18 protein-coding genes are annotated in these 21,949 nt (G+C 65.4%); 11 read left to right on the forward strand and 7 right to left on the reverse strand.

The features are described from left to right. Positions 1 to 92: 92 nt before the first annotated feature. Both mmsA and mmsB read left to right on the forward strand, forming a co-directional pair. A complete protein-coding gene (gene mmsA / locus G6N77_RS13610; RefSeq protein ID WP_205678286.1) occupies positions 93 to 1,613 on the forward strand; it encodes a multiple monosaccharide ABC transporter ATP-binding protein in 1,521 nt (506 codons plus the stop codon). Next, entirely contained in the window at positions 1,610 to 2,797 is a 1,188-nt protein-coding gene (gene mmsB, locus G6N77_RS13615; RefSeq protein WP_165182719.1) for a multiple monosaccharide ABC transporter permease, read from the forward strand. The genes mmsA and mmsB overlap by 4 nt, the downstream gene beginning before the upstream one ends. 12 nt (positions 2,798 to 2,809) lie before the next feature. Here the strand turns inward: mmsB and G6N77_RS13620 are convergent, their stop codons facing one another. Continuing rightward, on the reverse strand, positions 2,810 to 3,205 hold the full coding sequence (locus G6N77_RS13620; RefSeq protein WP_165182720.1) for a winged helix-turn-helix transcriptional regulator: 396 nt from the start codon (positions 3,203 to 3,205) through the stop codon (positions 2,810 to 2,812). 89 nt (positions 3,206 to 3,294) lie between these two features. On the opposite strand from G6N77_RS13620, the gene G6N77_RS13625 reads away from it, so the two are divergent. Beyond that, positions 3,295 to 3,909, forward strand: coding sequence for an NAD(P)-dependent oxidoreductase (locus G6N77_RS13625; RefSeq protein ID WP_165182721.1), 615 nt, complete (start codon positions 3,295 to 3,297; stop codon positions 3,907 to 3,909). On the opposite strand, the gene G6N77_RS13630 is transcribed toward G6N77_RS13625, so the two are convergent. The 3 genes from G6N77_RS13630 to G6N77_RS13640 are packed head-to-tail and all read right to left on the reverse strand — an operon-like array spanning position 3,906 to position 7,801. Beyond that, entirely contained in the window at positions 3,906 to 5,354 is a 1,449-nt protein-coding gene (locus G6N77_RS13630) for a phytoene desaturase family protein (RefSeq protein WP_165182722.1), read from the reverse strand. The two genes, G6N77_RS13625 and G6N77_RS13630, sit on opposite strands and share 4 nt — an antisense overlap. Continuing rightward, the gene (locus G6N77_RS13635) at positions 5,347 to 6,714 is read right to left on the reverse strand and encodes a hypothetical protein (protein WP_165182723.1); all 1,368 of its coding nucleotides are present in this window, start codon (positions 6,712 to 6,714) and stop codon (positions 5,347 to 5,349) included. The genes G6N77_RS13630 and G6N77_RS13635 overlap by 8 nt, the downstream gene beginning before the upstream one ends. Positions 6,715 to 6,724: 10 nt before the next feature. Then, positions 6,725 to 7,801: a LacI family DNA-binding transcriptional regulator gene (locus tag G6N77_RS13640; protein WP_165182724.1), complete on the reverse strand. Its 1,077-nt coding sequence runs from the start codon at positions 7,799 to 7,801 to the stop codon at positions 6,725 to 6,727. 173 nt (positions 7,802 to 7,974) lie between these two features. On the opposite strand from G6N77_RS13640, the gene G6N77_RS13645 reads away from it, so the two are divergent. The 5 genes from G6N77_RS13645 to G6N77_RS13665 all read left to right on the forward strand — a co-directional run bounded on the left by G6N77_RS13645 (position 7,975) and on the right by G6N77_RS13665 (position 14,920). Further along, on the forward strand, positions 7,975 to 8,235 hold the full coding sequence (locus tag G6N77_RS13645) for a hypothetical protein (RefSeq protein WP_165182725.1): 261 nt from the start codon (positions 7,975 to 7,977) through the stop codon (positions 8,233 to 8,235). Positions 8,236 to 9,132: 897 nt separating this feature from the next. After that, positions 9,133 to 10,143, forward strand: a complete 1,011-nt coding sequence (locus tag G6N77_RS13650; RefSeq protein WP_306987205.1) for an ABC transporter permease — start codon at positions 9,133 to 9,135, stop codon at positions 10,141 to 10,143. A gap of 2 nt (positions 10,144 to 10,145) precedes the next feature. Next, positions 10,146 to 11,072 carry an ABC transporter permease gene (locus tag G6N77_RS13655; protein WP_240902156.1) on the forward strand — a complete coding sequence of 309 codons (927 nt, stop codon included), beginning with the start codon at positions 10,146 to 10,148 and terminating at the stop codon, positions 11,070 to 11,072. Then, entirely contained in the window at positions 11,065 to 13,155 is a 2,091-nt protein-coding gene (locus G6N77_RS13660; RefSeq protein WP_165182726.1) for an ABC transporter ATP-binding protein, read from the forward strand. The genes G6N77_RS13655 and G6N77_RS13660 overlap by 8 nt, the downstream gene beginning before the upstream one ends. A 58-nt stretch (positions 13,156 to 13,213) precedes the next feature. Then, a complete protein-coding gene (locus G6N77_RS13665; protein ID WP_165182727.1) occupies positions 13,214 to 14,920 on the forward strand; it encodes an ABC transporter family substrate-binding protein in 1,707 nt (568 codons plus the stop codon). An 86-nt stretch (positions 14,921 to 15,006) separates the two neighbouring features. Here the strand turns inward: G6N77_RS13665 and G6N77_RS13670 are convergent, their stop codons facing one another. From G6N77_RS13670 to G6N77_RS13680, 3 genes are all read right to left on the reverse strand, one after another. Continuing rightward, a complete protein-coding gene (locus G6N77_RS13670) occupies positions 15,007 to 15,621 on the reverse strand; it encodes a PH domain-containing protein (protein ID WP_165182728.1) in 615 nt (204 codons plus the stop codon). Beyond that, the gene (locus G6N77_RS13675; RefSeq protein WP_370875269.1) at positions 15,609 to 16,208 is read right to left on the reverse strand and encodes a histidine phosphatase family protein; all 600 of its coding nucleotides are present in this window, start codon (positions 16,206 to 16,208) and stop codon (positions 15,609 to 15,611) included. Before G6N77_RS13675 ends, G6N77_RS13670 begins: the two co-directional genes overlap by 13 nt. A 96-nt stretch (positions 16,209 to 16,304) precedes the next feature. Next, complete coding sequence (locus G6N77_RS13680) at positions 16,305 to 17,804, reverse strand: CCA tRNA nucleotidyltransferase (protein ID WP_370875221.1); 1,500 nt, start codon at positions 17,802 to 17,804, stop codon at positions 16,305 to 16,307. A 125-nt stretch (positions 17,805 to 17,929) separates the two neighbouring features. On the opposite strand from G6N77_RS13680, the gene G6N77_RS13685 reads away from it, so the two are divergent. The 3 genes from G6N77_RS13685 (at position 17,930) to G6N77_RS13695 (ending at position 21,934) form a co-directional block, all read left to right on the forward strand. Continuing rightward, positions 17,930 to 18,469, forward strand: a complete 540-nt coding sequence (locus tag G6N77_RS13685; protein WP_205678281.1) for an NUDIX hydrolase — start codon at positions 17,930 to 17,932, stop codon at positions 18,467 to 18,469. Between the two features lie 121 nt (positions 18,470 to 18,590). Further along, the gene (gene murJ / locus G6N77_RS13690; protein WP_165182732.1) at positions 18,591 to 20,354 is read left to right on the forward strand and encodes a murein biosynthesis integral membrane protein MurJ; all 1,764 of its coding nucleotides are present in this window, start codon (positions 18,591 to 18,593) and stop codon (positions 20,352 to 20,354) included. Between the two features lie 98 nt (positions 20,355 to 20,452). Next, positions 20,453 to 21,934 carry an ABC transporter substrate-binding protein gene (locus G6N77_RS13695; protein WP_165182733.1) on the forward strand — a complete coding sequence of 494 codons (1,482 nt, stop codon included), beginning with the start codon at positions 20,453 to 20,455 and terminating at the stop codon, positions 21,932 to 21,934. Positions 21,935 to 21,949 lie beyond the last annotated feature (15 nt).

The following is a 21,949-nucleotide window of genomic DNA, read 5'->3' on the forward strand; positions in this document are numbered from 1 at the left end:
GCCCACCCGGGCGGCGCCACGGCGCCGGCAACCGAACCACCTGTTACACCACTGCAAAACAAAGGACGACTGTGACACCCACCATCCTTTCCATGCGTGCCATCACCAAGACATTCCCCGGAGTCAAGGCCCTGCAGGAAGTGTCCCTGGAGGTGGAGCGCGGCCAGGTCCACGCCATCTGCGGTGAAAACGGCGCTGGAAAATCCACCCTCATGAAGGTGCTGTCAGGCGTTTACGCCGCCGGCAGCTACGACGGCGAAATCCACTTTGAGGACAAGCTGTGCGAGTTCAAGGACATCAAGTCCTCCGAGGCGGCCGGGATCGTCATCATCCATCAGGAACTTGCGCTGAGCCCCTTCCTGTCCATCGCCGAAAACATCTTCTTGGGAAACGAGCTCTCCACCCGCGGCTTCGTGGACTGGAACAAGACCAACCTGGAAGCGTCGAAGCTGCTGGCGCGCGTGGGGCTGAATGACCACCCCACCACCAGGGTTGCCGACCTTGGCGTGGGCAAGCAGCAATTGGTGGAGATCGCCAAGGCGCTGTCCAAGCAGGTCAAGCTGCTGATCCTTGACGAGCCGACTGCGGCCCTGAACGACGGCGACTCCGCCAACCTGCTCAAGCTGATCAAGCACCTCCAGGGCCAGGGCATAACCGCCATCATGATCAGCCACAAACTCAACGAGATCAAAGCCGTGGCGGACAAGGTGACCATCATCCGCGACGGCCGCACCATCGAAACCCTTGACATGCACGCGGATGAAATCACGGAAGAACGCATCATCAAGGGGATGGTGGGGCGGGAGCTGAACAACCGCTACCCGGAGCACACCCCCCGCCTTGGCGCCGAGCTGCTGCGCGTGGAGGACTGGTCGGTTTACCACCCCGTCGACCAGACCCGTCAGGTGGTCAAGAACGTTAGCTTCAACGTCCACGCCGGTGAAATCGTCGGCATTGCCGGCCTGATGGGGGCCGGGCGGACCGAACTGGCCATGAGCGTCTTCGGGCACGCCTACGGAACGCGAATCAGCGGCCGCGTGTACAAGGAAGGCGTTGAGATCCAGACCAACACAGTCTCCGCCGCCATCAAGCACGGCATCGCGTACGCCACCGAGGACCGCAAGCACTACGGGCTGAACCTGCTCGACAACATCATGCGCAACGTTTCCGGCGCGGCCCTGTCCAAACTATCGCGCTGGGGCTGGGTGGACAGCAACAAGGAACGCCTGGTGGCAGACGGCTACCGGAAAAGCATGAACATCAAGGCACCCAACGTTGCCTCCATCACCGGAAAGCTCTCGGGCGGAAACCAGCAAAAAGTGGTCCTGTCCAAGTGGATGTTCGCCAACCCCGACGTGCTGATCCTTGACGAACCGACCCGCGGCATTGACGTTGGCGCCAAGTACGAGATTTACACCATCATCAACAAACTCGCCGACGAAGGCAAAGGCATCGTCGTCATTTCCTCAGAACTGCCCGAACTGCTGGGCATCTGCGACCGGATCTACACCCTGGCGGAGGGCCAAATCACGGCCAACGTTCCCCGGGAAGAGGCCACGGCAGAACACCTCATGCAGTTCATGACCCAAGCAAAGGACCAGGACGCACGATGACCGCAGTTAGTTCCGCCCTGCATTACCTGACTGGCCAGCTCCGCCAGATCGGGCTCTTCATTGCCTTGATTGTGATCATCATCTTCTTCCAGATCACCACCAACGGCATCACGCTGGCCCCCATCAACGTTTCCAACCTCATTGTCCAAAACAGCTACATCCTGATCCTGGCCGTGGGCATGGTGATGGTCATCATCGCCGGACACATCGACCTCTCCGTAGGTTCCGTCGTCGCCTTTGTCGGTGCCATGTCCGGCGTCATGATCACCCAATGGCACATGCCCTGGTGGCTTGCCATCGTTGCCTGCCTGGTGCTGGGCGCGGTGGTGGGAATGTGGCAGGGCTTCTGGATCGCCTACTTCGGCATTCCGTCCTTCATCGTCACCCTGGCCGGCATGCTCACCTTCCGTGGCCTGACCCAGATCGCCCTGCAAAACCAGCAGATTTCCCCGTTCCCGGACGAATTCAGGGCGCTGGGCAGCGGCTTTCTGCCCGATCTGGGCGGCGGCACGTCCTTGCTGGAGCCGCTCACCGTCATCCTGGGCGTCCTGGCCACGGCGGGAATGATTCTCTCCGACATGAAGCAGCGTGCCTCACGCAAGAAGCACGGCCTTGAAGACGAGCCGCTCCCCTGGTTTGTCCTGAAGATGGTGTTCACCGCGGGGCTGATCCTGCTCATCACCTTCCTGCTGGCCAGCTACCGCGGCACGCCCATCGTCCTCATCGTGATGGGGGTGCTCATGGTGGGCTACTCCGCCGTCATGGCCAACTCCGTGTGGGGCCGGCACATCTACGCAATTGGCGGGAACATGCACGCCGCCGAGCTGTCCGGCGTCAACACCAAGCGGGTCTCCTTCACGCTGTTCATCAACATGGGCGTGCTCTCCGCGCTGGCCGGCCTGGTCTTTACCGCCCAGCTCAACCTCGCAAACCCCAAGGCCGGCGACGGCTTCGAGCTTGACGCCATCGCGGCCGTGTTCATCGGCGGGGCCGCCGTAACGGGCGGCATCGGCACGGTGGTCGGCGCCATCATAGGCGGCCTGATCATCGGCATCCTCAACAACGGCATGTCCATCATGGGGGTGGGCACCGAGTACCAGCAGTTGATCAAGGGCCTGGTGCTGCTGGCCGCCGTCGCGTTTGACGTGTTCAACAAGCGCCGTGCCAAGGCTGCCACCAAGTAGCCCGGCCCGCGGTTAGAGGCGGTCCTGGGCGTCGTCGTAGGCGTCCCGGGCCGCCAGCATGGCCGCCACATTGTGCTCCGCCCAGTGGCGGAGCTCCGACAGCGGGCCCAGCAGGGTTCGGCCCAGCGGTGTCAGTTCATAGTCCACGCGCGGGGGCACCTGCGCAAAGACCGTCCGCGTGACCAGCCCGTCCCGCTCAAGGGCCCGCAGGACCTGCGTGAGCACCTTCGGGGTCACCACCTGGACGTGCGCCCGCAGTTCGGAAAATCGAAGCGGCCCCTCCGCCAGCACCTGGATGACCAGCGACGCCCACTTGTCCCCCACCCGGGCAAACACCACGCGCGACGGACAAGCCGGATCCATGACGTCGCCAACAAAATCCACCCGGCCGGCAGCTTTAGTATCCATTTGGTAACCCAGTTTCTTTGTAATGCCCAGTATCTTCTGAATAGTATTGTGCCACCAGTTCCCATTGGATACCAATACAAGGAGTTCCCATGAAGATCGCAGTTTACGGAGCCACCGGCATGGTCGGTTCGCAGCTCGTGGCCGAGGCCCTGCGGCGCGGCCACGAAGTCACCGCCATTTCCCGTTCCGGCCGGGAAGTCCCCGGCTCACCCGCCGCCGCGGTCCTGACCGCCGACCAGGCCGACGCCGGCACGCTCGCCTCGGTTGCCACCTCGCACGACGCCGTCGTGCTCGCCACCGGGCCGAGCCGCACCGGCGGGGACCACCAGCTGTGGCTTGATGCCACCGCCTCGGCCCTGGCGAACGTGGGCGGCACGCGAACCATCGTGGTGGGCGGCGCCGGCACCTTGACGGTTGACGGAACGCGCCTGCTGGACCTGCCGGGCTTCCCGGACGCCTACCGCGCGGAGGCGCTGACCGCCGCCGCCGCGCTGGACTCGATCAAGGCCCTGCCGGAACACGTCAACTGGACCGTCCTGGCTCCCGCCCCTGAAATTGCACCCGGGCAGCGCACGGGCAGCTATATGGTGGGCAGCGATTCGCCCGCCGGGGACCATATCTCCACCCAGGACTTTGCCGTGGCCATGGTGGACGAACTCGAGGCCCCCAAGCACCTCCGGCAGCGCTTTACGGTGGCCAACTAAGCCCGGAGGTCGGGGGCCGGCAGCCCAAAGGTGTGGCGCAGGGCGGACTGTGCCGCGAGCCAGCCGCCCATCCCGTGCACGGCAGGGCCGGGCGGCGTGGAGGCTGAGCCCAGGTACAGCCCGGGCGACGGCGTCCGCCACGGCTCCCGGGCCACCACGGGGCGCTTGAGCAACTGCCCCAGCGTCACGGCGCCGGAGCTGATGTCGCCGCCAATGTAATTGGGATTGTGCGCGGCAACGTCCTGCGCGGTGGAGGCTTGGGAGGCCAGCACCAGGTCCCGGAAGCCCGGGGCGAACCGTTCCAGCTGGGCCGTGACGGCTGCCGTTGCGTCCTGGCTGGAACCGGCAGGCACGTGGGTGTAGGCCCACAGGGTGTGGCACCCAAGCGGTGCCCGCGTTGCATCCAGCACCCCCGGCTGCACCGCCAACACATACGGGTCCGGTGGGTTGCCGCCCGAGAGGACGGCGTTTTCCGCCGTCGCGATGGCCCGGCGGGCACCGCCCAGGTGGAGGGTGGGGGCACGGAGCAGCTCCGCATTGCTCCACGGCACGGGTCCGGAAAGCGCAAAGTCCACCTTGCAGACTCCGGCACCATAACGGAAGGATGCCAGCTTGCGCATATAACGCTCCGGCAATTCCTTGGCTGCAAGCTGTGCCAGGGCCCTGGGCGTGAGATCGCAAATTATGGCGCGTGCTCCCGTCTCCGCCCGGAGTGCTGCGATGTCCGTGACAGGTGCATCCAACTCAATGGTTCCGCCGTGGGCGCTGAAGTCGGCGGCCATGGCGTCCGCTATGGCCTGCGAACCGCCCCGCGGCACCGGCCATCCGCCAGCGTGTGCAAGCGCCCCCAACAACAGCCCCGCGCCAGCGGTGGCCAGGCTGGGCAGCCTGCCGATTGCATGGGCCGCCACGCCGGCCAGCATGGCCGGGGCGGCGTCCTCCCGGAAACGAAGCTGCCACGCCGGCGTGCCTTGTTCCACGGCGCGCAGCCCGAAGCGGAGCACGGCCAGCGGATCCCTGGGAATCCTCAGCAGGCCGTGCTGGGTGAAGTCAATGACACCGTCCAGGCGCTCCAGCAGCGGCCGCATGAGCTGCCGCCAGGCGGGACCGTCCGCGCCCAGCGAATCAACCGTCCGCTCCAGGTCTCGGTACGCCACGCCCGCGCGTCCGCCGTCGAGCGGGTGGCCGTAGGAGATCTCCGGCACCAGCAGCTCGATCCTCCCGGCCAGGCCAAAGGCCCGGAAGAACGGCGAGGCAAGCGCCATGGGGTGCACGGCGGAGCAGACGTCATGGCGGAAGCCCGGAAGGGTCAGTTCCGCCGTCCGGGTCCCCCCGCCAACGGTGGCCCCGCCCTCGTACAGCGCAACGGACAGCCCAGCCCGGGCCATGGTCACCGCAGCGGCCAGGCCGTTGGGCCCGGCACCCACCACTGCCACGTCAACCATGGCGGGCGCCAACGCGACGGGGCAGGCCATGGCGAGGCTGCAGCAGCCCGCGAACCAGGAGCGCGGCCAAAGCGCAGCTGGCCGCACCTGCCAGGGCCGACGCCAGGACGAAGTAGGGTGTGTCGATGGCGTGCTGGTCGCTGATGTTGCCCAGGACCTTGCTCTGGAACAACATCAGGGCAATGAAGTGCACGGCCACCGCGGCCTGCCACAGCAGCACCGGCCGCCAGCGGGGCAGGGCCAGCGCCAGCAGGGGCAGCAGCCAGACGGCATGCCACGGCTGGGCAAATTTGTCCACCACCAAAAGCCCCGCCACCGCGACGGCTGAGAGCTCCGCCAGGCTCGGGCGGGCAGGTGAATACAGGCCGAGCGCCACCACGCCAAGGACCACCAGCACCAAGAGCGCGGCTGCCAGGCCGTTGACGGCGCCGCCGTCGAGCCCGGGCAGGCCAATGCGGGCAGCCAGCAGGTTCCAGCCGCCATAGATGGAGGACTCGGTGGCCGTGCCGCTGAGGAAGCCGCCCATGTACTGCCGCCAGGCGGAACCATCCAGCGCCATGACAGGGGCCAGCACCAGCAGCCAGCCCACCACCCCGGCGGCAAGCGTCTCCAGTGCCGCCGTGGCCTGCCTGGTCCGGATCCCCAGGACCAGCACGGCAAGGAGCACCAGGATGGCGTACGGGGCGGCCATTGCCGCCACCCCCAGCACCAACCCGGACCACAGCGTGTTGCGCCGGACAAAGAGGAGGATGCCCAGGCCCACCAGGGCTGCGGCCCAAAAATCCCAGCTGACAAAGGCCGTCAGCAAAAGCAGCGGGCTGGCCGCAACCATGGCACCATCCCACGGCCGCCGGCCGGCCGTGCGCGCCACCACCACCACGGTAAAGATCCATACCGCGGCAACCAGCACCGCGTTGGCGTCAAAGAAGGCCAGTGTTCGCGCCGTGCCCGTTCCGGCGAAACCGGTGAGCCAGGCGGCCACACCGGCCACGAAGCCGGACACCGGCGAACCGTCAAAGGTGGAGCCGGTGCTGACAAAGGGAAACCATGAGCCGGGCCAGCCCGTGGGAATGGAATTGGGAAACTGTGACCAGCACACGGTGGAGTATTGGTCAGGCGTGGTCCAACCGGACACCCGGCAATGGTTTTTGGCCACCACGGCAAGCAGCGCGGAGACAGCCGCCATGATAACCAGGACCCGTTCCACCGTGAAGAAGCCCGGGCGGCTCCGGCCGGGCTCCGTGCGGCGGCCCAGGGGGCCGCCCACAGACTCAACCATGGCCGCCAGCAACGGATCGCTGCGTGAGGGCACAACGATGGAATCTTCCTGCGACGGTCCCGCGGCCCGTGAATCCTGCATGGACACGAGCCTACCGGCTTGACCCCTCTGCTCCCTCGATCGCTGCGCTGGTACCTGTGACTGCCGCGGGCGGCAGGGGGGCCGTGCTGGCCCGCTGCACCAGCTGCGACTGGATCCGCACAGAGAACAGAGGATCGCTGCCGGCAATGCCATCCAGGATCATCCCCACGCAACGGCGGCCCAGCTCGGCAAAATCCTGGCGCACGGTGGTCAGGGGCGGAAAGAAGTAGCCGGAGTCGGGGTTGTCGTCGAAACCCACCACGCTCAAGTCCTCGGGAATTCGCAGGCCCAGCTCGTGGGCTGCCCGCATCAGGCCCAGCGACATCTGGTCATTGCCGGCAAACACCGCCGTGCACCCCTTGCCTGCAAAAAGTTTCCTGCCCGCCTCGTAGCCTGACTCGGCGCTCCAGTCACCCACCAGCAGCGGCCCGGGCTCCAGCCCGGCATCGGCCAGGGCGCCCTCCCAGCCGCGGCGGCGGGCCTTGGCATCAAGCCAGTCCGTGGGACCCATGATGTGGGCGATGGTGCGGTGCCCCAGGTCAATGAGATGCCGCGTGGCAAGCCACCCGCCGCGCTGCTGGTCCACGCCCACGCTGTGCACTCCGGAGGACCCAATGTCACCAATCACCACAATGGGCACGCCCGGGTTCAGCCGTTCAATGGCACGCACAATGGCTTCCCTGGGGGCAATGACCACCAGCCCGTCCACCTGGTGGGAAAGGTGGTATTCGATGGTTTCAATGATGGCCGCTCCGCCGGTATCCGCCTGGCCCACCGAGTTGACGGCATATCCGGCGGCGTGCGCGGCTTCCTGAATGCCCAGCAGAATGTGGGAGGGGCCGTACTGCTCCATGCTGTGCGCCACCACCCCCAACGTCTCCGAGCGCCGCGTCACCAGCTGCCGGGCGGCGGTATTGCGGCGGTAGCCGAGTTCAACGATGGCCGCTTCCACGCGCTGGCGTGTCTTTTCACTGACGTTGGGCAGGCTGTTGATGACCCGCGAAACCGTCTGGTGGGAAACGCCGGCCCTGGCGGCAACGTCTTCCATGACGGGCGGTCGCAAGCCCGGATTCACGCTTTCACCCATGATCAGCCTTTTCTCCGGTCCAGGCAGGGTAGCCCAAGTTCAACCAATTCTCACAGAAACATTCCCACGGCGCACAACAAACAGCCCGCGCCGGGCGGCGCGGGCTGTTGCTCGCTGGCAGGGGCGGCATGTGCTGTCCCTGCGGGTACTGGGTCACGTGGGCAGAACGAGTAATGGTCATCCTGCGGCCTCCTCTCATGGACGGCGGGCACCTACCGGATGTTGAACAGGTCTATCCGGAGGATCTGCCGCTGCTGCTGCTCGCGCATCTCATTGAACTTTTGCATGTCCACGGGGGCGAAGAACACTCTCCTGACGGACGGCAAAGAACGCTTTTCCTTCAATTGAAACACCCCCTTTCCACCACTAATGAGCTATTGGACAAACTATTTTTTGGCGCAACAAATAAAGCCATTGTTTCCTCACGAAAATAGGCGCTACAAGAGCACAAAAGAGCGCGAATTGTTTTGTGCATTGATTCCGGAATCAACCGAAGGGTGGCCAAGCGGCGCAGACGGGTGCAACGCCCCATTCCAGGCCGGAGCCGCGTCAGGCTGTTGTCCGGACAGGGACAGGGTGGGTCCTCAGCGGGATTGGCCGTTCTCGGGAAGCCTCAGCAAAGCGTCCCGGATGCGTACGTAATCTCCTTAAGGGATTACGACGCCTTGAGCGCGTGCCACGCGGAGGCTGGCCGGGAATCATTGACTCCGGTCGTAATAATGGTGATCATCATGGCCTCCTTTCATTGAGCACTGCCCTAACCTAAAGCGGTTATCCCAAGTGAACTCATCGGGACTAATAGTAAACGTACAGCATTTCATGGGGTATTGGCCAGCCCATGGGGAAAGTTAATGTAAATATTTCTTGCGGGCCATTTGCAGCCCCGTCCGGAAGCCGATTTCACAGCTGGCCCCTGGCCCAGCGGACGCCCCGCCTGCGCGCGGGACACTACCTCCGAAGGGCATGACACGCGCAAGGCGGCGGATAACTCTTTCATTACATTCCTGCCCGCACCGGGCACCGGAACGCGTTGGCCCGGCCCCCGGGATTCCGCGGGTTTGAACACCGTTTGGAGCAAAGATAAGTTACCGGCGGGTATGCCTCGGCCGCCTTCCCACACCCCACGGCCACACGGGCGGCTGTGACCTGGAGTACATTGGGCACCATAAAGGGGGAACGGGACTTCGCTTCCATTTTCGCCCAAGGGAACGAACGACCCCTGCTTCGCACGGCCGCCACCCCTGGCCGTAGTGACAGACCAGCACTAAGGATGATTTTTTGCCACTGCACCGACCCAACCGGCGGATGGCGCATCGTCTTAACGATGCCCCATGCGCGGATCCGTGGGGGTTGAACCCATGATCGGCTTCATAGTAAAACGCTTCATCAATTACGCGATCCTCTCCGCCATTGCCACCCTGAGCGCCTATCTCCTGGCGAGCACCATCCTGAATCCGGCGGGGCGGTATCTTGGCCGCAACCCGCGGCCCTCGGATGAAACCATCAACTCCATCCTGACCGGGCTGGGCGTCAACCCCCACACGCCCGTCATCGAGCGGCTGTGGACCTGGGTGGTCAACCTGGTGACCCACGGCTCCCTGGGCGACACCATCCACAACACCACCGTGGTGAGCGAAATGACGGCGCGGGCCGGCACCAGCCTCCGCCTCCTCATTCTGGGCACCATCATTGCCGCCATCGTCGGCGTGGCCATTGGCGTGTGGGGGGCGGTGCGGCAGTACAAATTCAGTGACCAGGCCATTTCCTATGCCTCGTTCACCATCCTGGCCACGCCGTCCTTCGTGCTGGGCATCCTGCTCATGATCCTGGCCACCCTGCTCAACAACGTCCTGGGCGTGCAGCTCATCAACTTCACGGGCGAATACACGGCAGGGCTCGACGGCGGCTGGTGGGTCCAGTTCTGGGACCGGGCCGCGCACCTGCTGCTCCCCACCATTTCCCTGGCCCTCATGGGTGCCGCCGGCTATTCCCGGTACCAGCGCAGCGCCATGCTGGACGTACTCTCCGCCGACTACATCCGCACGGCCCGCTCCAAGGGCCGCACCAGGGGCTCCGCCCTGGTCCGGCACGGCGTCCGCGTGGCACTGATCCCCATGTCCACCTACTTCGCCTATTCCTTCGCCACAGTGCTGGCCGGCGCTGCAGTGACTGAACTGGTCTTCAGCTGGCATGGCATGGGCGAGATGCTGGTCAACGCCATCACCCAAAGCGACATCAACGCCTTCACGGGTGCCGTGCTGTTCAATGCCGTGCTGATCCTGATCGCCGGAACGCTTTCCGATGTTGTCTATGCCGCCCTTGACCCGAGAGTGAGGGTGTAGCCATGTCCATGCTTGACGAAATTCCCGTTGCAGACCCCGCAGCAGGGAACCCCGAAGTCATCCAGTCCCCGAAGCCTGTCTCCCGCTTCCGCCTTGTCCTCTCCCGCCTGCGCAGCACGCCGCGCTTTTGGGTGGGCATCATCGGTCTCGGCACAATAGTTTTGTGGGCCATCTTTGGGCTGGCACCCAACGCCTGGAACGCCTCTGACCTGGACACTTTCAACATGGGTTCCAGCCCCACGGCACTGCACTGGTTTGGCACCAGCGATATTGGCGAGGACATTTACGCCCAAACCATTGTCGGCCTGCGCAAGTCGCTCATCATCGGGCTGCTGGTGGGCCCCCTGGCAGCCATCATTGCGGGCGTTGTCGGGGCTGTGGCCGGTTACGTGGGCGGCTGGTGGGACAAGGCCATAGTCTGGGTCATCGACCTCCTGCTGGTCCTGCCCAGCCTGTTCCTGTTCATCCTGCTCAGCCCCATCTTCAAGTCGCTGTCCTGGGTGGCGTTGATCTTCCTGCTGGCGGGCTTCGGCTGGATGATCATGGCCCGGGTGATACGGGCGCAAACCAAGTCCCTGCGTGAACGCGACTTCATCAAGGCGGCCCGGTTCATGGGCGTGGACACCTGGACCATCATCCGCCGCCACGTGCTGCCCAACGTCTCCTCGCTGCTGATCATTGACGCCACCCTGGGCGTGGGCGGGGCCATCCTCAGCGAAACCACCCTGAGCTTCTTCGGCTTCGGCATCCAGGCCCCGGACGTCTCCCTTGGCACCCTGCTGGCCTCCGGCCAAAGCGCGGCCGCCACCCGCCCCTGGCTGTTTGTCTTCCCGGCCGCCATCCTCGTATTTACGGTGCTCTCCGCCAGCCTTGTTGGCGACGCCTTGCGCGACGCCGTGGACCCAACCTCCGGAGTCAACCGTGAATAGTCAAAGCAACCACCTCCTGGAGGTCCGTGACCTGTCGGTCACCTTTCCCCAGCCGGGCGGCTCCGTCACCGCCGTCCGGGGCGTCAACTACCACGTGGACAAGGGCGAATTCCTGGGCATCGTGGGCGAATCCGGCTCCGGCAAGTCCGTGTCTTCGCTGGCCGTCATGGGACTGCTGCCCTCTTCCGCGCAAATCAGCGGCGACATCCTCTTCGAGGGGCGTTCGCTGCTGGGACGCAGCGACAGGGAACTGTCAAAGCTGCGCGGTGAGGGCATCTCCATCATTTTTCAGGACCCGCTCTCGGCGCTGACCCCGGTGTACACCATCGGGGCCCAAATCGCCGAGGCCCTGCAGCTCCACGACAGGGCACTGTCCAAGCTGGCCGCCAACGCCCGCGCCGTGGAACTGCTGAAGATCGTGGGCATTCCCAATCCAGAGCGCCGGGCCCAGTCCTTCCCGCACGAATTCTCCGGCGGCATGCGGCAGCGCGCCATGATCGCGATCGCCATCGCCAACAACCCGCGCCTGATCATTGCCGATGAACCGACCACTGCACTGGACGTCACCATTCAGGCGCAAATCCTGGAGGTCCTGCAGAAGGCGAAGGACCTCACGGGCGCCGCCGTGGTGCTCATTACCCACGACCTGGGCGTGGTGGCGGGCAACGCCGACAGAATCGCGGTCATGTATGCCGGCCGGATTGTGGAAACCGGCACCGTGGACCAGGTGTTCCATGCCCCCACCATGCCGTACACCATTGGGCTGCTGCGTTCCATGCCCAACCTGGCCACTGCCGGCCACACCCGGCTTGTCCCGCTGGAGGGGCGCCCGCCACAGCTCAGCAACCTGGCCCCGGGCTGCCCCTTTGCCCCTCGCTGCCCCGTGGCCATTGACGCCTGCCGCACCACCGAACCCCCCTTGACCAGCATTGACGGCAACCCGCTCAATGCATCGGCGTGCCTGCGCGTGGAGGAGATTTCCGGGGGCGCGCTCAACCGCGCCGCACTGTACCCGGTTCCGGCGCCCATTGCCCTGGAGGAACGCGCCGAGGTGGCGCCGAAGACGGTGCTGGCGGTGGACCAGCTGGTGCGGCACTTCCCCCTCACCAAGGGTTCCGTCTTCAAGCACTCCATTGGCAAGGTGCGCGCCGTGGACGGCGTCAGCTTTGACATCAAGTCAGGCCAAACGCTGGGCCTGGTGGGCGAATCCGGTTGCGGCAAGTCCACCACCATCATGGAAATCCTGGAGCTGGCCAAGCCGCAGTCGGGCCAGGTCACCGTGAACGGCCGCGATGTGTCCACCATGTCCGCCAAGGAGCGCCGCACACTGCGCCAGGACATCCAGGTGGTGTTCCAGGACCCCATGGCGTCGCTGGATCCGCGCCTGCCCATCCAGGACATCATTGCCGAGCCGCTTACTGTTCACGCCGTGCCGGCCAGGGAACGGTCCCGAAGGGTGCGGGATGTCATGGAGCTCGTCGGGCTGGATCCGTCCATGGCGTCCCGCTACCCGCACGAATTCTCCGGCGGGCAGCGCCAGCGCATAGGCATCGCCCGGGCACTGGTCACGGATCCCAAGATCGTGGTGCTGGACGAGCCCGTCTCAGCCCTTGACGTCTCCATCCAGGCGGGCGTGATCAACCTGCTCGAGGACCTGCAGGAAAAACTGGGGCTGTCCTACCTGTTTGTGGCCCACGACCTCGCCGTGGTCCGCCAGATCGCGGACAATGTGGCCGTCATGTACCTGGGCCGGATTGTGGAAAGCGGCCCGTCGAGCGAAATCTTCGACCATCCGCAGCATCCGTACACCAGGGCGCTGCTGTCCGCCGTCCCGGTCCCCGACCCCACCCTGGAGCGCAGCCGCCAGCGGATCATCCTCCAGGGCGAGCTGCCCAGCCCCACGGAGGACATTGCCGGCTGCAACTTCCGCACCCGGTGCCCGCTGTACCAGCTCATGGACCAGGACGGCCAGGAACAATGCCGCACCCTGGACCCGGCACGGCGCCAGGTCCAGGGCAGCTCCGTGGCCTGCCACCATTCCGAACACATCGACCTCATGACACTCGCAACGAGCCAACCATGACCATCTCAAGAAGCACGGCCCCCGTCACCCGCTGGGGAACACCACAATGGAGGAAACAATGAAACACATCAAGAAGATGATGGGAGCCGGCGTCCTAACCCTGGCCCTCGCCGTCACGGGCTGCAGTGCCGGCGGCGGCGGCAATGCCAAACCCAGCGTGAACAACAGCAAGGGCGCCTCCGAAACGGCAACCCTGCCCACCACGGCCTGGGTTTCCGCCGACTACGCCGCCGTCAAGAATGGCGGCCAGCTGACCCTGGCCGTGGACCAGCTGCCTGACAACTGGAACATGCTTCAGGCCGACGGCGCCAACGCCGCCGCCGGGCAGATCATTGATCCCACCTCCGGCGGTCCCGTCAAGATCAACGCGGATGGCACCTGGGCGGTCAACAAGGACTACGCCAGCGATGTCAGCGTTGTCAGCCAAGACCCGCAGGTCATTGAGGTCAAGCTCAACCCGAAGGCCGTGTGGCAAGACGGAACGCCCATGACCTACAAGGATTTTGAAGCCACCTTCAAGGCCAACAGCGGCGCGGACAAGGCCTACCAGATCGCCGCCGACAACGTCTACAAGGACATTGCCTCGGTCACCAAGGAAGACACCGACCAGAACTTCAAGATCACGTTCAAGAACAAAAACGCCGACTGGGCCTCCATTCTCGGCGGCGAGGGCTCCATCATGCCCGCCTCCATCGCCTCCGACTCCAAGGCGTTCAACACGGGCTACAAGACCAAGCCCATGCCCTCCAACGGTCCGTTTGAGGTTTCCAACGTGGACACCAACGGGCAAATCGTCACGCTGACCCCGAACCCGAAGTGGTGGGGCGAAAAGCCGAAGCTGGACAAGATCCTGATGAAGGTCGTTTCCCGGGACGGCCTGGCCCAGGCCTACGCCAACAAGGAAATCGACGCGCTGATCATCGGCACCAGCAAGGACAACTACGACACTGCCAAGAAGCGCACCGACGGCTCCGTCCAGCAGTCCGGCGGCGTGACCTGGAGCCACATCACCCTGAACGGTTCCAAGGGGCCGCTGGCCGACGTCAAGGTCCGCCAGGCAGTGGCCCACGCCATTGACCGCGACACCATGTCCGCCAGCCGCCTCAGCCCCATTGGCGCCCCGGTGACCAACATGAACAGCTACATCTTCATGCCCGGCCAGAAGGGCTACCAGGACAATGGCACGTCAGCCATTGGCTACGACGTTGCCAAGTCCGCTGCCCTCCTCAAGGAGGCCGGCTATGCCAAGGGCTCCGACGGCGTCTACGCCAAGGACGGCAAGGAACTTGTCCTGACGTACACCCTGGATGCCAACAACCCGGTGTCCGAGCAGTCCTTCAAGCAAGTCCAGGCCAACCTCAAGGCCGTGGGCATCACGCTGAAGAACAACACCGTTCCTGCGGACAAGTTCTTCTCGGACTACGTGCTCAAGTCCAACTTTGAGATGGTGAGCTTCGCTTGGCAGGGGACGGCGTTCCCGATCTCTTCGGCAGAATCCATCTTCTACCCCGCAGAAGGCGGCCAGAACTACACGGGCCTAACCGACCCCAAGCTGGGCGAGATGTGGGCTGCCGCCAATGCGGAACTGGACCCGGCCAAGCGCCTGGTGCTGGCCAATGAGATCGACAAGGCCATCTTTGCCTACGTCCCCGTCATCCCGCTGACCCCCCGTCCCATCACGTTCGGCGTGAAGAACGGCCTGGTCAACTACGGTGCCGCACAGTTCCAGTCCATCGACTGGACCACGGTGGGCTGGAAGGCCTAGCCACACCCGTACGTGATAAAGGGCCCTGCGGTTTCGTCCGGGCCCGGCCGCCATCCGGTGGCTGGGCCCGGACGAAACCATTTAAGTCAGGTGACGGTGCCCGCCAAGGAAAGTAGCAGCAACAGGACACCGACGACGGCGACCGGCACGTTCCAGCGGCGGGTCACCGACTGCTCCGGGCCGGGCTGGGAGGCGGAGCCACCCGCGGAGGAAGCGCCGCCGTCGTGCTTCCCGAGGTGTTTCCCATCGGCCTGGGCCCGCTCCCAAGCGTCCCAGGCCGCCTCGACGGCCGCTTGGGTGCACGGCAAGGAAGCCATGGTGCGGGCGCCACCCGTGCCGGTGAGCATCTTCGGCCCCAGCTTTCCGGCGCCTGGCGCGCCCCAGCTCACGATGCGCCCGGACGCGGTGTCCAGGCTGACGTTTTGCGCCACGCGCACCGCCCGCAACGCGCCGAAGGGAACGGTGTGCTCGCGCAGCAGGTTGACCACCGCGAGCCCGCCCTGCCGCACCTCCAACCGTGGGCGCCACAAGAGCACAAACAACGCCCAAGCCACCAGCAGCAGCCAGGGCAGGAAGTGCCAGATGCCCGCCGGAGTGCCGGTCATCAGCAGGTTGAGCGCGAAGAAGGCGCAAAACAGCCACGCCACAACGGCCAGGGCCCTGGTGGGCGTGGAGTGCAGCGAGGCGGCTACAGGCCCCATTGCTCGATGGCCGGCGTCTTCTTGTCCCAGCCCAGGGTGCACACCTTGGCCGTGCCGAGGGCAAAGTGGCGTCCCTGGCCGGCGTCGAGCCCCAACCAGCGCGCCGTGAGGATGCGCAGGAAGTGCCCGTGGGCCACCAGCAGCACATTGGCCGGCATGGTGCCGTCCGGCAGGGGTCCGCGTGCCCGGGCCACGATGAGGTCCGCGCGCGCAGCCACCTGGTCCAGCGTCTCGCCGTTGGGCACGCCGCTGTCCCAGATCAGGTAGCCGGGGTTTTCCGCGCGCACCACGGCGCTGTTGATGCCTTCGTAGTCGCCGTAGTCCCATTCAACTGCATTGGGCTCCACTTCCGCGTCGGGGAAGCCCGCGAGTTCGGCGGTGCGGCTGGCTCGCTGCAGCGGCGAGGTCAGCACCAGGTCAAAGCTTGTGCCGGCCAGGGCTGCGCGGGCGGAGCGGGCCTGTTCTTCGCCCACCTCTGTCAGCGGCAGGTCCGTCAGGCCCGTGTACTGACCGCTGCGGGACCACTCGGTTTCGCCGTGGCGCAGCAGCCACAGCTTGGGTCCTCCGGGGACCGGAATGTGGGTCAGGGGGGTGGAGCCTGCCGGTTCAACGGGAGTTGAGCTGCTCATGCGGGGGTCCTGTTCTGTTGGGTGGGCTGAAGGGATTGGGAGGCGGTTCGCGCCTCAGGCGTCGTCCGCGGGAGCGTCCTGGTCGGCGGGTCCGGCGTCGACTTGGGCGTCGGCTTGGGCGTCGGGTTGGGACTCCGGCTGCCCCGCCCACCACGCGTGCAGGGCAGCTTCCGCCTGCTCCGCCGACTGCGGGCCTTCATCCATGCGCAGTTCCAGCAGGAACTTGTACGCCCTGCCCACCACAGGGCCCGGCTTCAGGCCCAGCATGGCCATGATGGCCCCGCCGTCCAGGTCCGGCCGGATGGCGTCGAGCTCCTCCTGCGCGGCCAGCACGGCAATCCGCTGCTCCAGGTCGTCGTAGGCGAAGGACAGCCTGTCCGCCTTGCGCTGGTTCCGGGTGGTCACGTCCGAACGGGTCAGGCGGTGCAGGCGCTCCAGGACGGGTCCGGCGTCTGCCACGTAGCGGCGGACGGCCGAGTCCGTCCAGCCTGCGTCCCCGTAGCCGTAGAAGCGCATGTGCAGCTCCACGAGGCGGGAAACAGCCTTGATGGACTCATTGTCAAAGCGCAACGCCTTCATGCGCTTTGCCGTCAGCTTGGCTCCGGCCAGGTCGTGGTGGCGGAAGCTCACGGCCCCGCCCGGCTCAAAGCGGCGGGTCTTGGGCTTGCCGACGTCGTGCATCAGCGCGGCAAAACGGAGCACAAAGTCCGGGCCGGGCACCGGACCGTCCGGGCCGGTTTCCAGGGCAGCAGCCTGCTCCAGGACCTGCAGGGAGTGCTGGTAGACATCCTTGTGTCGGTGGTGCTCGTCGGTCTCCAGCTTCAGGGCCGGCACTTCGGGCAGCACCAGGGCGGCCAGGCCTGTCTCCACCAGGATGTCGACGCCGGCGCGCGGCTGGGCCCCGCAAATCAGCTTGACCAGTTCATCGCGGACCCGTTCAGCGGAGATGATGCTGATGCGCCCGGCCATGTCCTTCATGGCGGCCAGGACGGACGGGTGCAGCCCAAGGCCCAGTTGGGAGGCGAAGCGGGCGGCCCGCATCATGCGCAGCGGGTCATCAGAGAAGGACTGTTCGGGCGTACCCGGGGTCCGCAGCAGGCCGGCCGCCAGGTCCCTGGCGCCCCCGTGGGGGTCCACGAGTTCCAGGCCGGGCAGGCGCAGGGCCATGGCATTGGTGGTGAAGTCGCGGCGGGCAAGGTCGTCTTCCAGGGACGTGCCAAAGGCGACGGCGGGCTTGCGCGACTCGGGGTCGTACGCCTCAGCCCGGTAGGTGGTCACCTCAATGAGCAGCACCTCCTTGTTGCGGTTGCGCTTGCGGAAGCCGATGGTGCCAAACGCCCGCCCCATCTCCCAGTGCGAATCCGCCCACTTCGCGGCCACGGCCAGGATCTGGTCCGGCGTGGCATTGGTGGTGAAGTCCAGGTCCGGTGACGTGCGACCCAGAAACAGGTCGCGGACCGGCCCGCCCACCAGGGAAAGTTCGTAGCCGGCATCGGCAAAGAGGCCGCCCAATTCAAGGACGACCGGGTCTAAATTCGAGGTATCTGGCACCATTTCCATAGTCCCTTAAGAATGCCAGACTTTTCCCCGTCCCAGCCGTCGGGGCGAAGCGGCGGCACAGCAAACAGGCTGATCCGCCCTGTCATCATCCCGGCCCAAAGATAGCTAGAGTGGACTGCATGGTCCACCCAGTGCCGCGCGCGCCGAAAAGGGGCCCATTGCCACCGGCAATGGGCAGCCACAACGCGCCCGCCATGCAGGGGTCGAACAGCCAGCTCCCCACAGTGGAGGAAATTTCCGCCGGCGGTGTGGTGGTCGACCAGCACGGCACGGGCCTTCGGGTGGCGATCATTGCCCGGATCAACCGCGGCGGCCGCCTTGAATGGTGCCTGCCGAAGGGCCATCCGGAAGGCGTGGAGAACTACGCCGAGGCAGCTGTTCGGGAGATCGAGGAGGAGACCGGCATTGCCGGGGACATCCTGGCCCCGTTGGGCAGCATTGACTACTGGTTTACCGTCAGCGGACACCGGGTCCACAAGACAGTCCACCACTTCCTGCTGCGGGCCACCGGCGGCGAGCTGACCATTGACAATGATCCGGACCACGAGGCCGTGGACGTCGCGTGGGTTCCCCTGTCCGAGCTGGCGCTCAAACTGTCCTTCCCGAACGAACGCCGCATCACCGACCTGGCGCAGGACTTGCTGCCCGAATACTTCTAGCAGCCAATCCCCGCCGCCGCTCCTTGGTGCCTTGCCGGCATGCAGCTCCCATCCGGGTGCCAATGAGATGATGGGGATGATGTCTAACGTAGATCGGGTGAGAATCCCTCCCAAACCCAGCATGCCGCCGTCGAACGCCCCGGTACGCCGCAGCGGCCTCGGTGGCGGCCTGGAAGCTGGCGGTGCGGGCGCGGCTGCGAACACCCGCGGCGCCGGCCAGCCGCAAACGCAGGCGCAGGCCGCCCGTTCCAGCGCCTCCATGGCCGTGGGCACGCTGGCCTCCCGCATCCTGGGTTTTATCAAGGGCATAGTTTTGGGCATCGCGGTGGCCGGCACCACTGTCGGCGACCTCTTTGAAAGCTCGAACTACCTGCCGAACCTGATCTTCATGCTGCTGGCCGGCGGCGTGTTCAATGCCGTGCTGATCCCGCAGATCATCAAGGCCAGCAAACAACCGGACAAGGGCACCGACTTCATTTCACGGCTGCTGACGCTGGGCGTGACCGGCCTGTTCGTCGTTACCGCCCTGGTGGTGGTGCTGGTGGCGCCGATCACCTCGCTGTCCACCACGTATTCAGGCAGCCAGTTGAAACTGGCCATCACCTTTGGCATGTTCCTGCTGCCGCAGATCTTCTTTTACGGCCTCTACTCCCTGCTGGGCCAGGTGCTCAACGCCCACAACGCCTTCAAGGCCTACGCCTGGGCGCCCGTGCTCAACAATGTGGTGGCCATTGCCGGCCTGCTGGTTTTCATCGCAGTGGCGGGCAGTTCCGCCAGCACACCCCACACCGTGGACAACTGGACGGCGGGCCAGAGCTGGCTGCTGGCCGGCACGGCAACACTGGGCATTGTGGTCCAGTCGGTGATCTTGCTGATTCCCGTCCAGCGGCTCGGCCTGGGGCTGCGGCCCAAGTTCGGCTGGCGCGGCACGGGCCTGGGCGCCACGGCCCGGATCGCCGGCTGGACCATGGGCACCATGGTCATCGGCAACCTGAGCTTTATCCTCATCCTCAAGATCGCCACCATCCCCACCGGCAGCAAGCCGGATTCCGGCACCGTCGCGGACTCGGCCATTCCAGGTGTCTACGCCTTGAACCGCGCCGTGGAACTCTACATCATGCCGCACTCCATCATTGCCCTGTCCATTGCCACGGTGATGTTCACGGCCATGGCACGGGCCGCGGCCGCCCATGACTTCTCCGGGCTGCGCAGCTCCCTCTCCCGCGCATTGCGCACCACGGGCGTGGCCACCGTTTTTGCCGGCGTGGCCCTCATTGTGCTTTCCGGCCCGTTCGGCATGCTTTTTGGCGGAAACCAGGAGTTTGCAGGGCGCCAGATCGCCATTGTGCTGGCCATCCTGGCCATCGGGGCACCGTCCTACAGCATCAATTTCATCCTCAACCGGGTCCTTTACGCCCAGGAGGACGCCAAGACCCCTTTCGTCATCCAGTGCATCATGGTCTGCATCGGACTCGGGACGGCCCTGCTGGCAGCCCTGCTGCCGGCGCCGTTCATCATTTACGGCATTGCCTGCAGCTACACCGTCAGCAACATCATGGGACCTGTGGTCAGCCACCTGTTCCTGCGCGCCCGCCTGGGTGACTATGGCGGCGGGCTGATCCTGCAGGCGCACATGCGTTTCCTGGCGGCCGCCCTGGTTTCCGGGCTGGCCGGGGAATTCGTGCTGATGCTGCTGGGCGGCCAGTCCGCCCAGGGGTTCATGTGGCATTCCATCGCCGCCGCCGTGGTGACGCTGGCGGCCGTGGGCTGTGTCATGGCGGCTGTCTATGTGGTGATGCTCAAGCTCCTGCACGTGCATGAGCTGGACGACATCCTGGCGCCCCTGCGCTCCAAACTGCTTTCCCGGCTGCCGGGGCGCCGGTAGCGGTCCACAGCTTTCACGCCATGGTCCTATAGAATCAGTGCAATTACGGCATGTTGGGAAATTCCGGCACACGCCACCAACGTTACAAGGAGGATTCGGTGCCACAACCCATTGATGTGGGCTCCATCCTGGGCGGCCGCTACAAGGTGACCGGGCGAATCCTGGCCTCCGCCGAGAATGACGTCATCCTGGACGGCCTGGACCAGGTTTTGAACCGACCAGTCAGTATCCTTGTGTCAGCGCCCGCCAACTCCGAAAACCTGACGCACAGCGCCCGCGAAGTTGCCACCGGGGAGCGCGTGTCCAACGTCTCCATTCTTGACCTGGGCCAGCAGGACGGTTCGGCCTACCTGATTGCCTCCCGGACCACCCCGGCAGACCTGCTGGACCTGGTTGTTCCCACGGAACCGTCCGACGCCGGCGTGTACCAGGAGCCGTTCTTCACCGACACCCTGGGCACAGAGATTTTTGGGTCTGCCCGGGACGCCGCCCCCAGCGCGGGTCCCTATGTCTACGAGGACAACAGCCCCGTGACCCCTGCGCGCCCCGCACCGCCCGTCAGGCGTGCCCCCGCCCCACCCGCCCCCACGGCAGCCGTGCCGTCGACACCGGCGAGGCAGGCACCCAAGCCGCCCAGCGCCGTCGTGCCTCCCACGTCACCTTGGGCCAAGAAGGCGCCCGCACCCACCGCGGCGGCACCTATTGCCCAGGCCGCCACACCGGCTCCCGCCCCCGCTCCTGCCCCGGCCCAGCCCAAGGTTTCGCTCTGGGACGAGGACGACTATGGCTTCATCAATGAGGGCCACAACGCCGACGCCGGCCAGGGCGCCAAGGCCGGGACGTTTCCGGCCGAACTCCGTGCCGCCAGCGACAACTATGATTCGGGCGACTATGGGGACGAACTGGAGGAGGACGATTCCAACGCCCCCCGCACCAGCGGCCGCTGGCTGACGGGGATCGTTGTCACCGTACTGGTCGTGGCGGCGCTGTTCTTTGCCGTGTCCCACATCGGTTCCCTCTTCAATGGCACCCCGGTGGCCAATGGCGGCAACACGAACACGGCCACCGGCCAGTCCTCCTCCACGGCGCAGGCCACCTCCGCCGCCCCGGCACCCGTTGTGGTTCCGCCTGCCATCAAGGACATGACGGACATCACCACCTACGCGCCGGGCGTCCAGCACTATGGCGACATGTTCATTCCCCGGCTCAAAGATGCCATCGACGGAAACAAGGGCACCTACTGGCCCACGGTTGAGTACTCCGATGACACCTTTGCGCACTTCACGAACAGCATTGACCTGGCCATTGAGCTTCAGCAGGAGGCCACGGTGGGTTCGGTGACCATCAACCAGATTGCCGGCTCCGGGGGCCAGTTCAACATCCTGACCAACAGCAAGCCGTCCCTGGACGGTGCTGTCAAGATCGGCAGCGGCTCCTTTACGGCGCCTGATTTCACGCTCAAGGCAGCCGCCGGGGTGAAGGCCAAGTACGTGATCATCAGCTTTACCCAGTTGCCGAGGCTGCAGCCTTTCGTGACGTACCCTTACGGATTGAAGATTGCCGAGATCAGCATCAAGTAGCCTGTTGGGGGCGGG

This window comes from Arthrobacter silviterrae (genome assembly GCF_011045165.1).
GTDB lineage: Bacteria > Actinomycetota > Actinomycetes > Actinomycetales > Micrococcaceae > Specibacter > Specibacter silviterrae.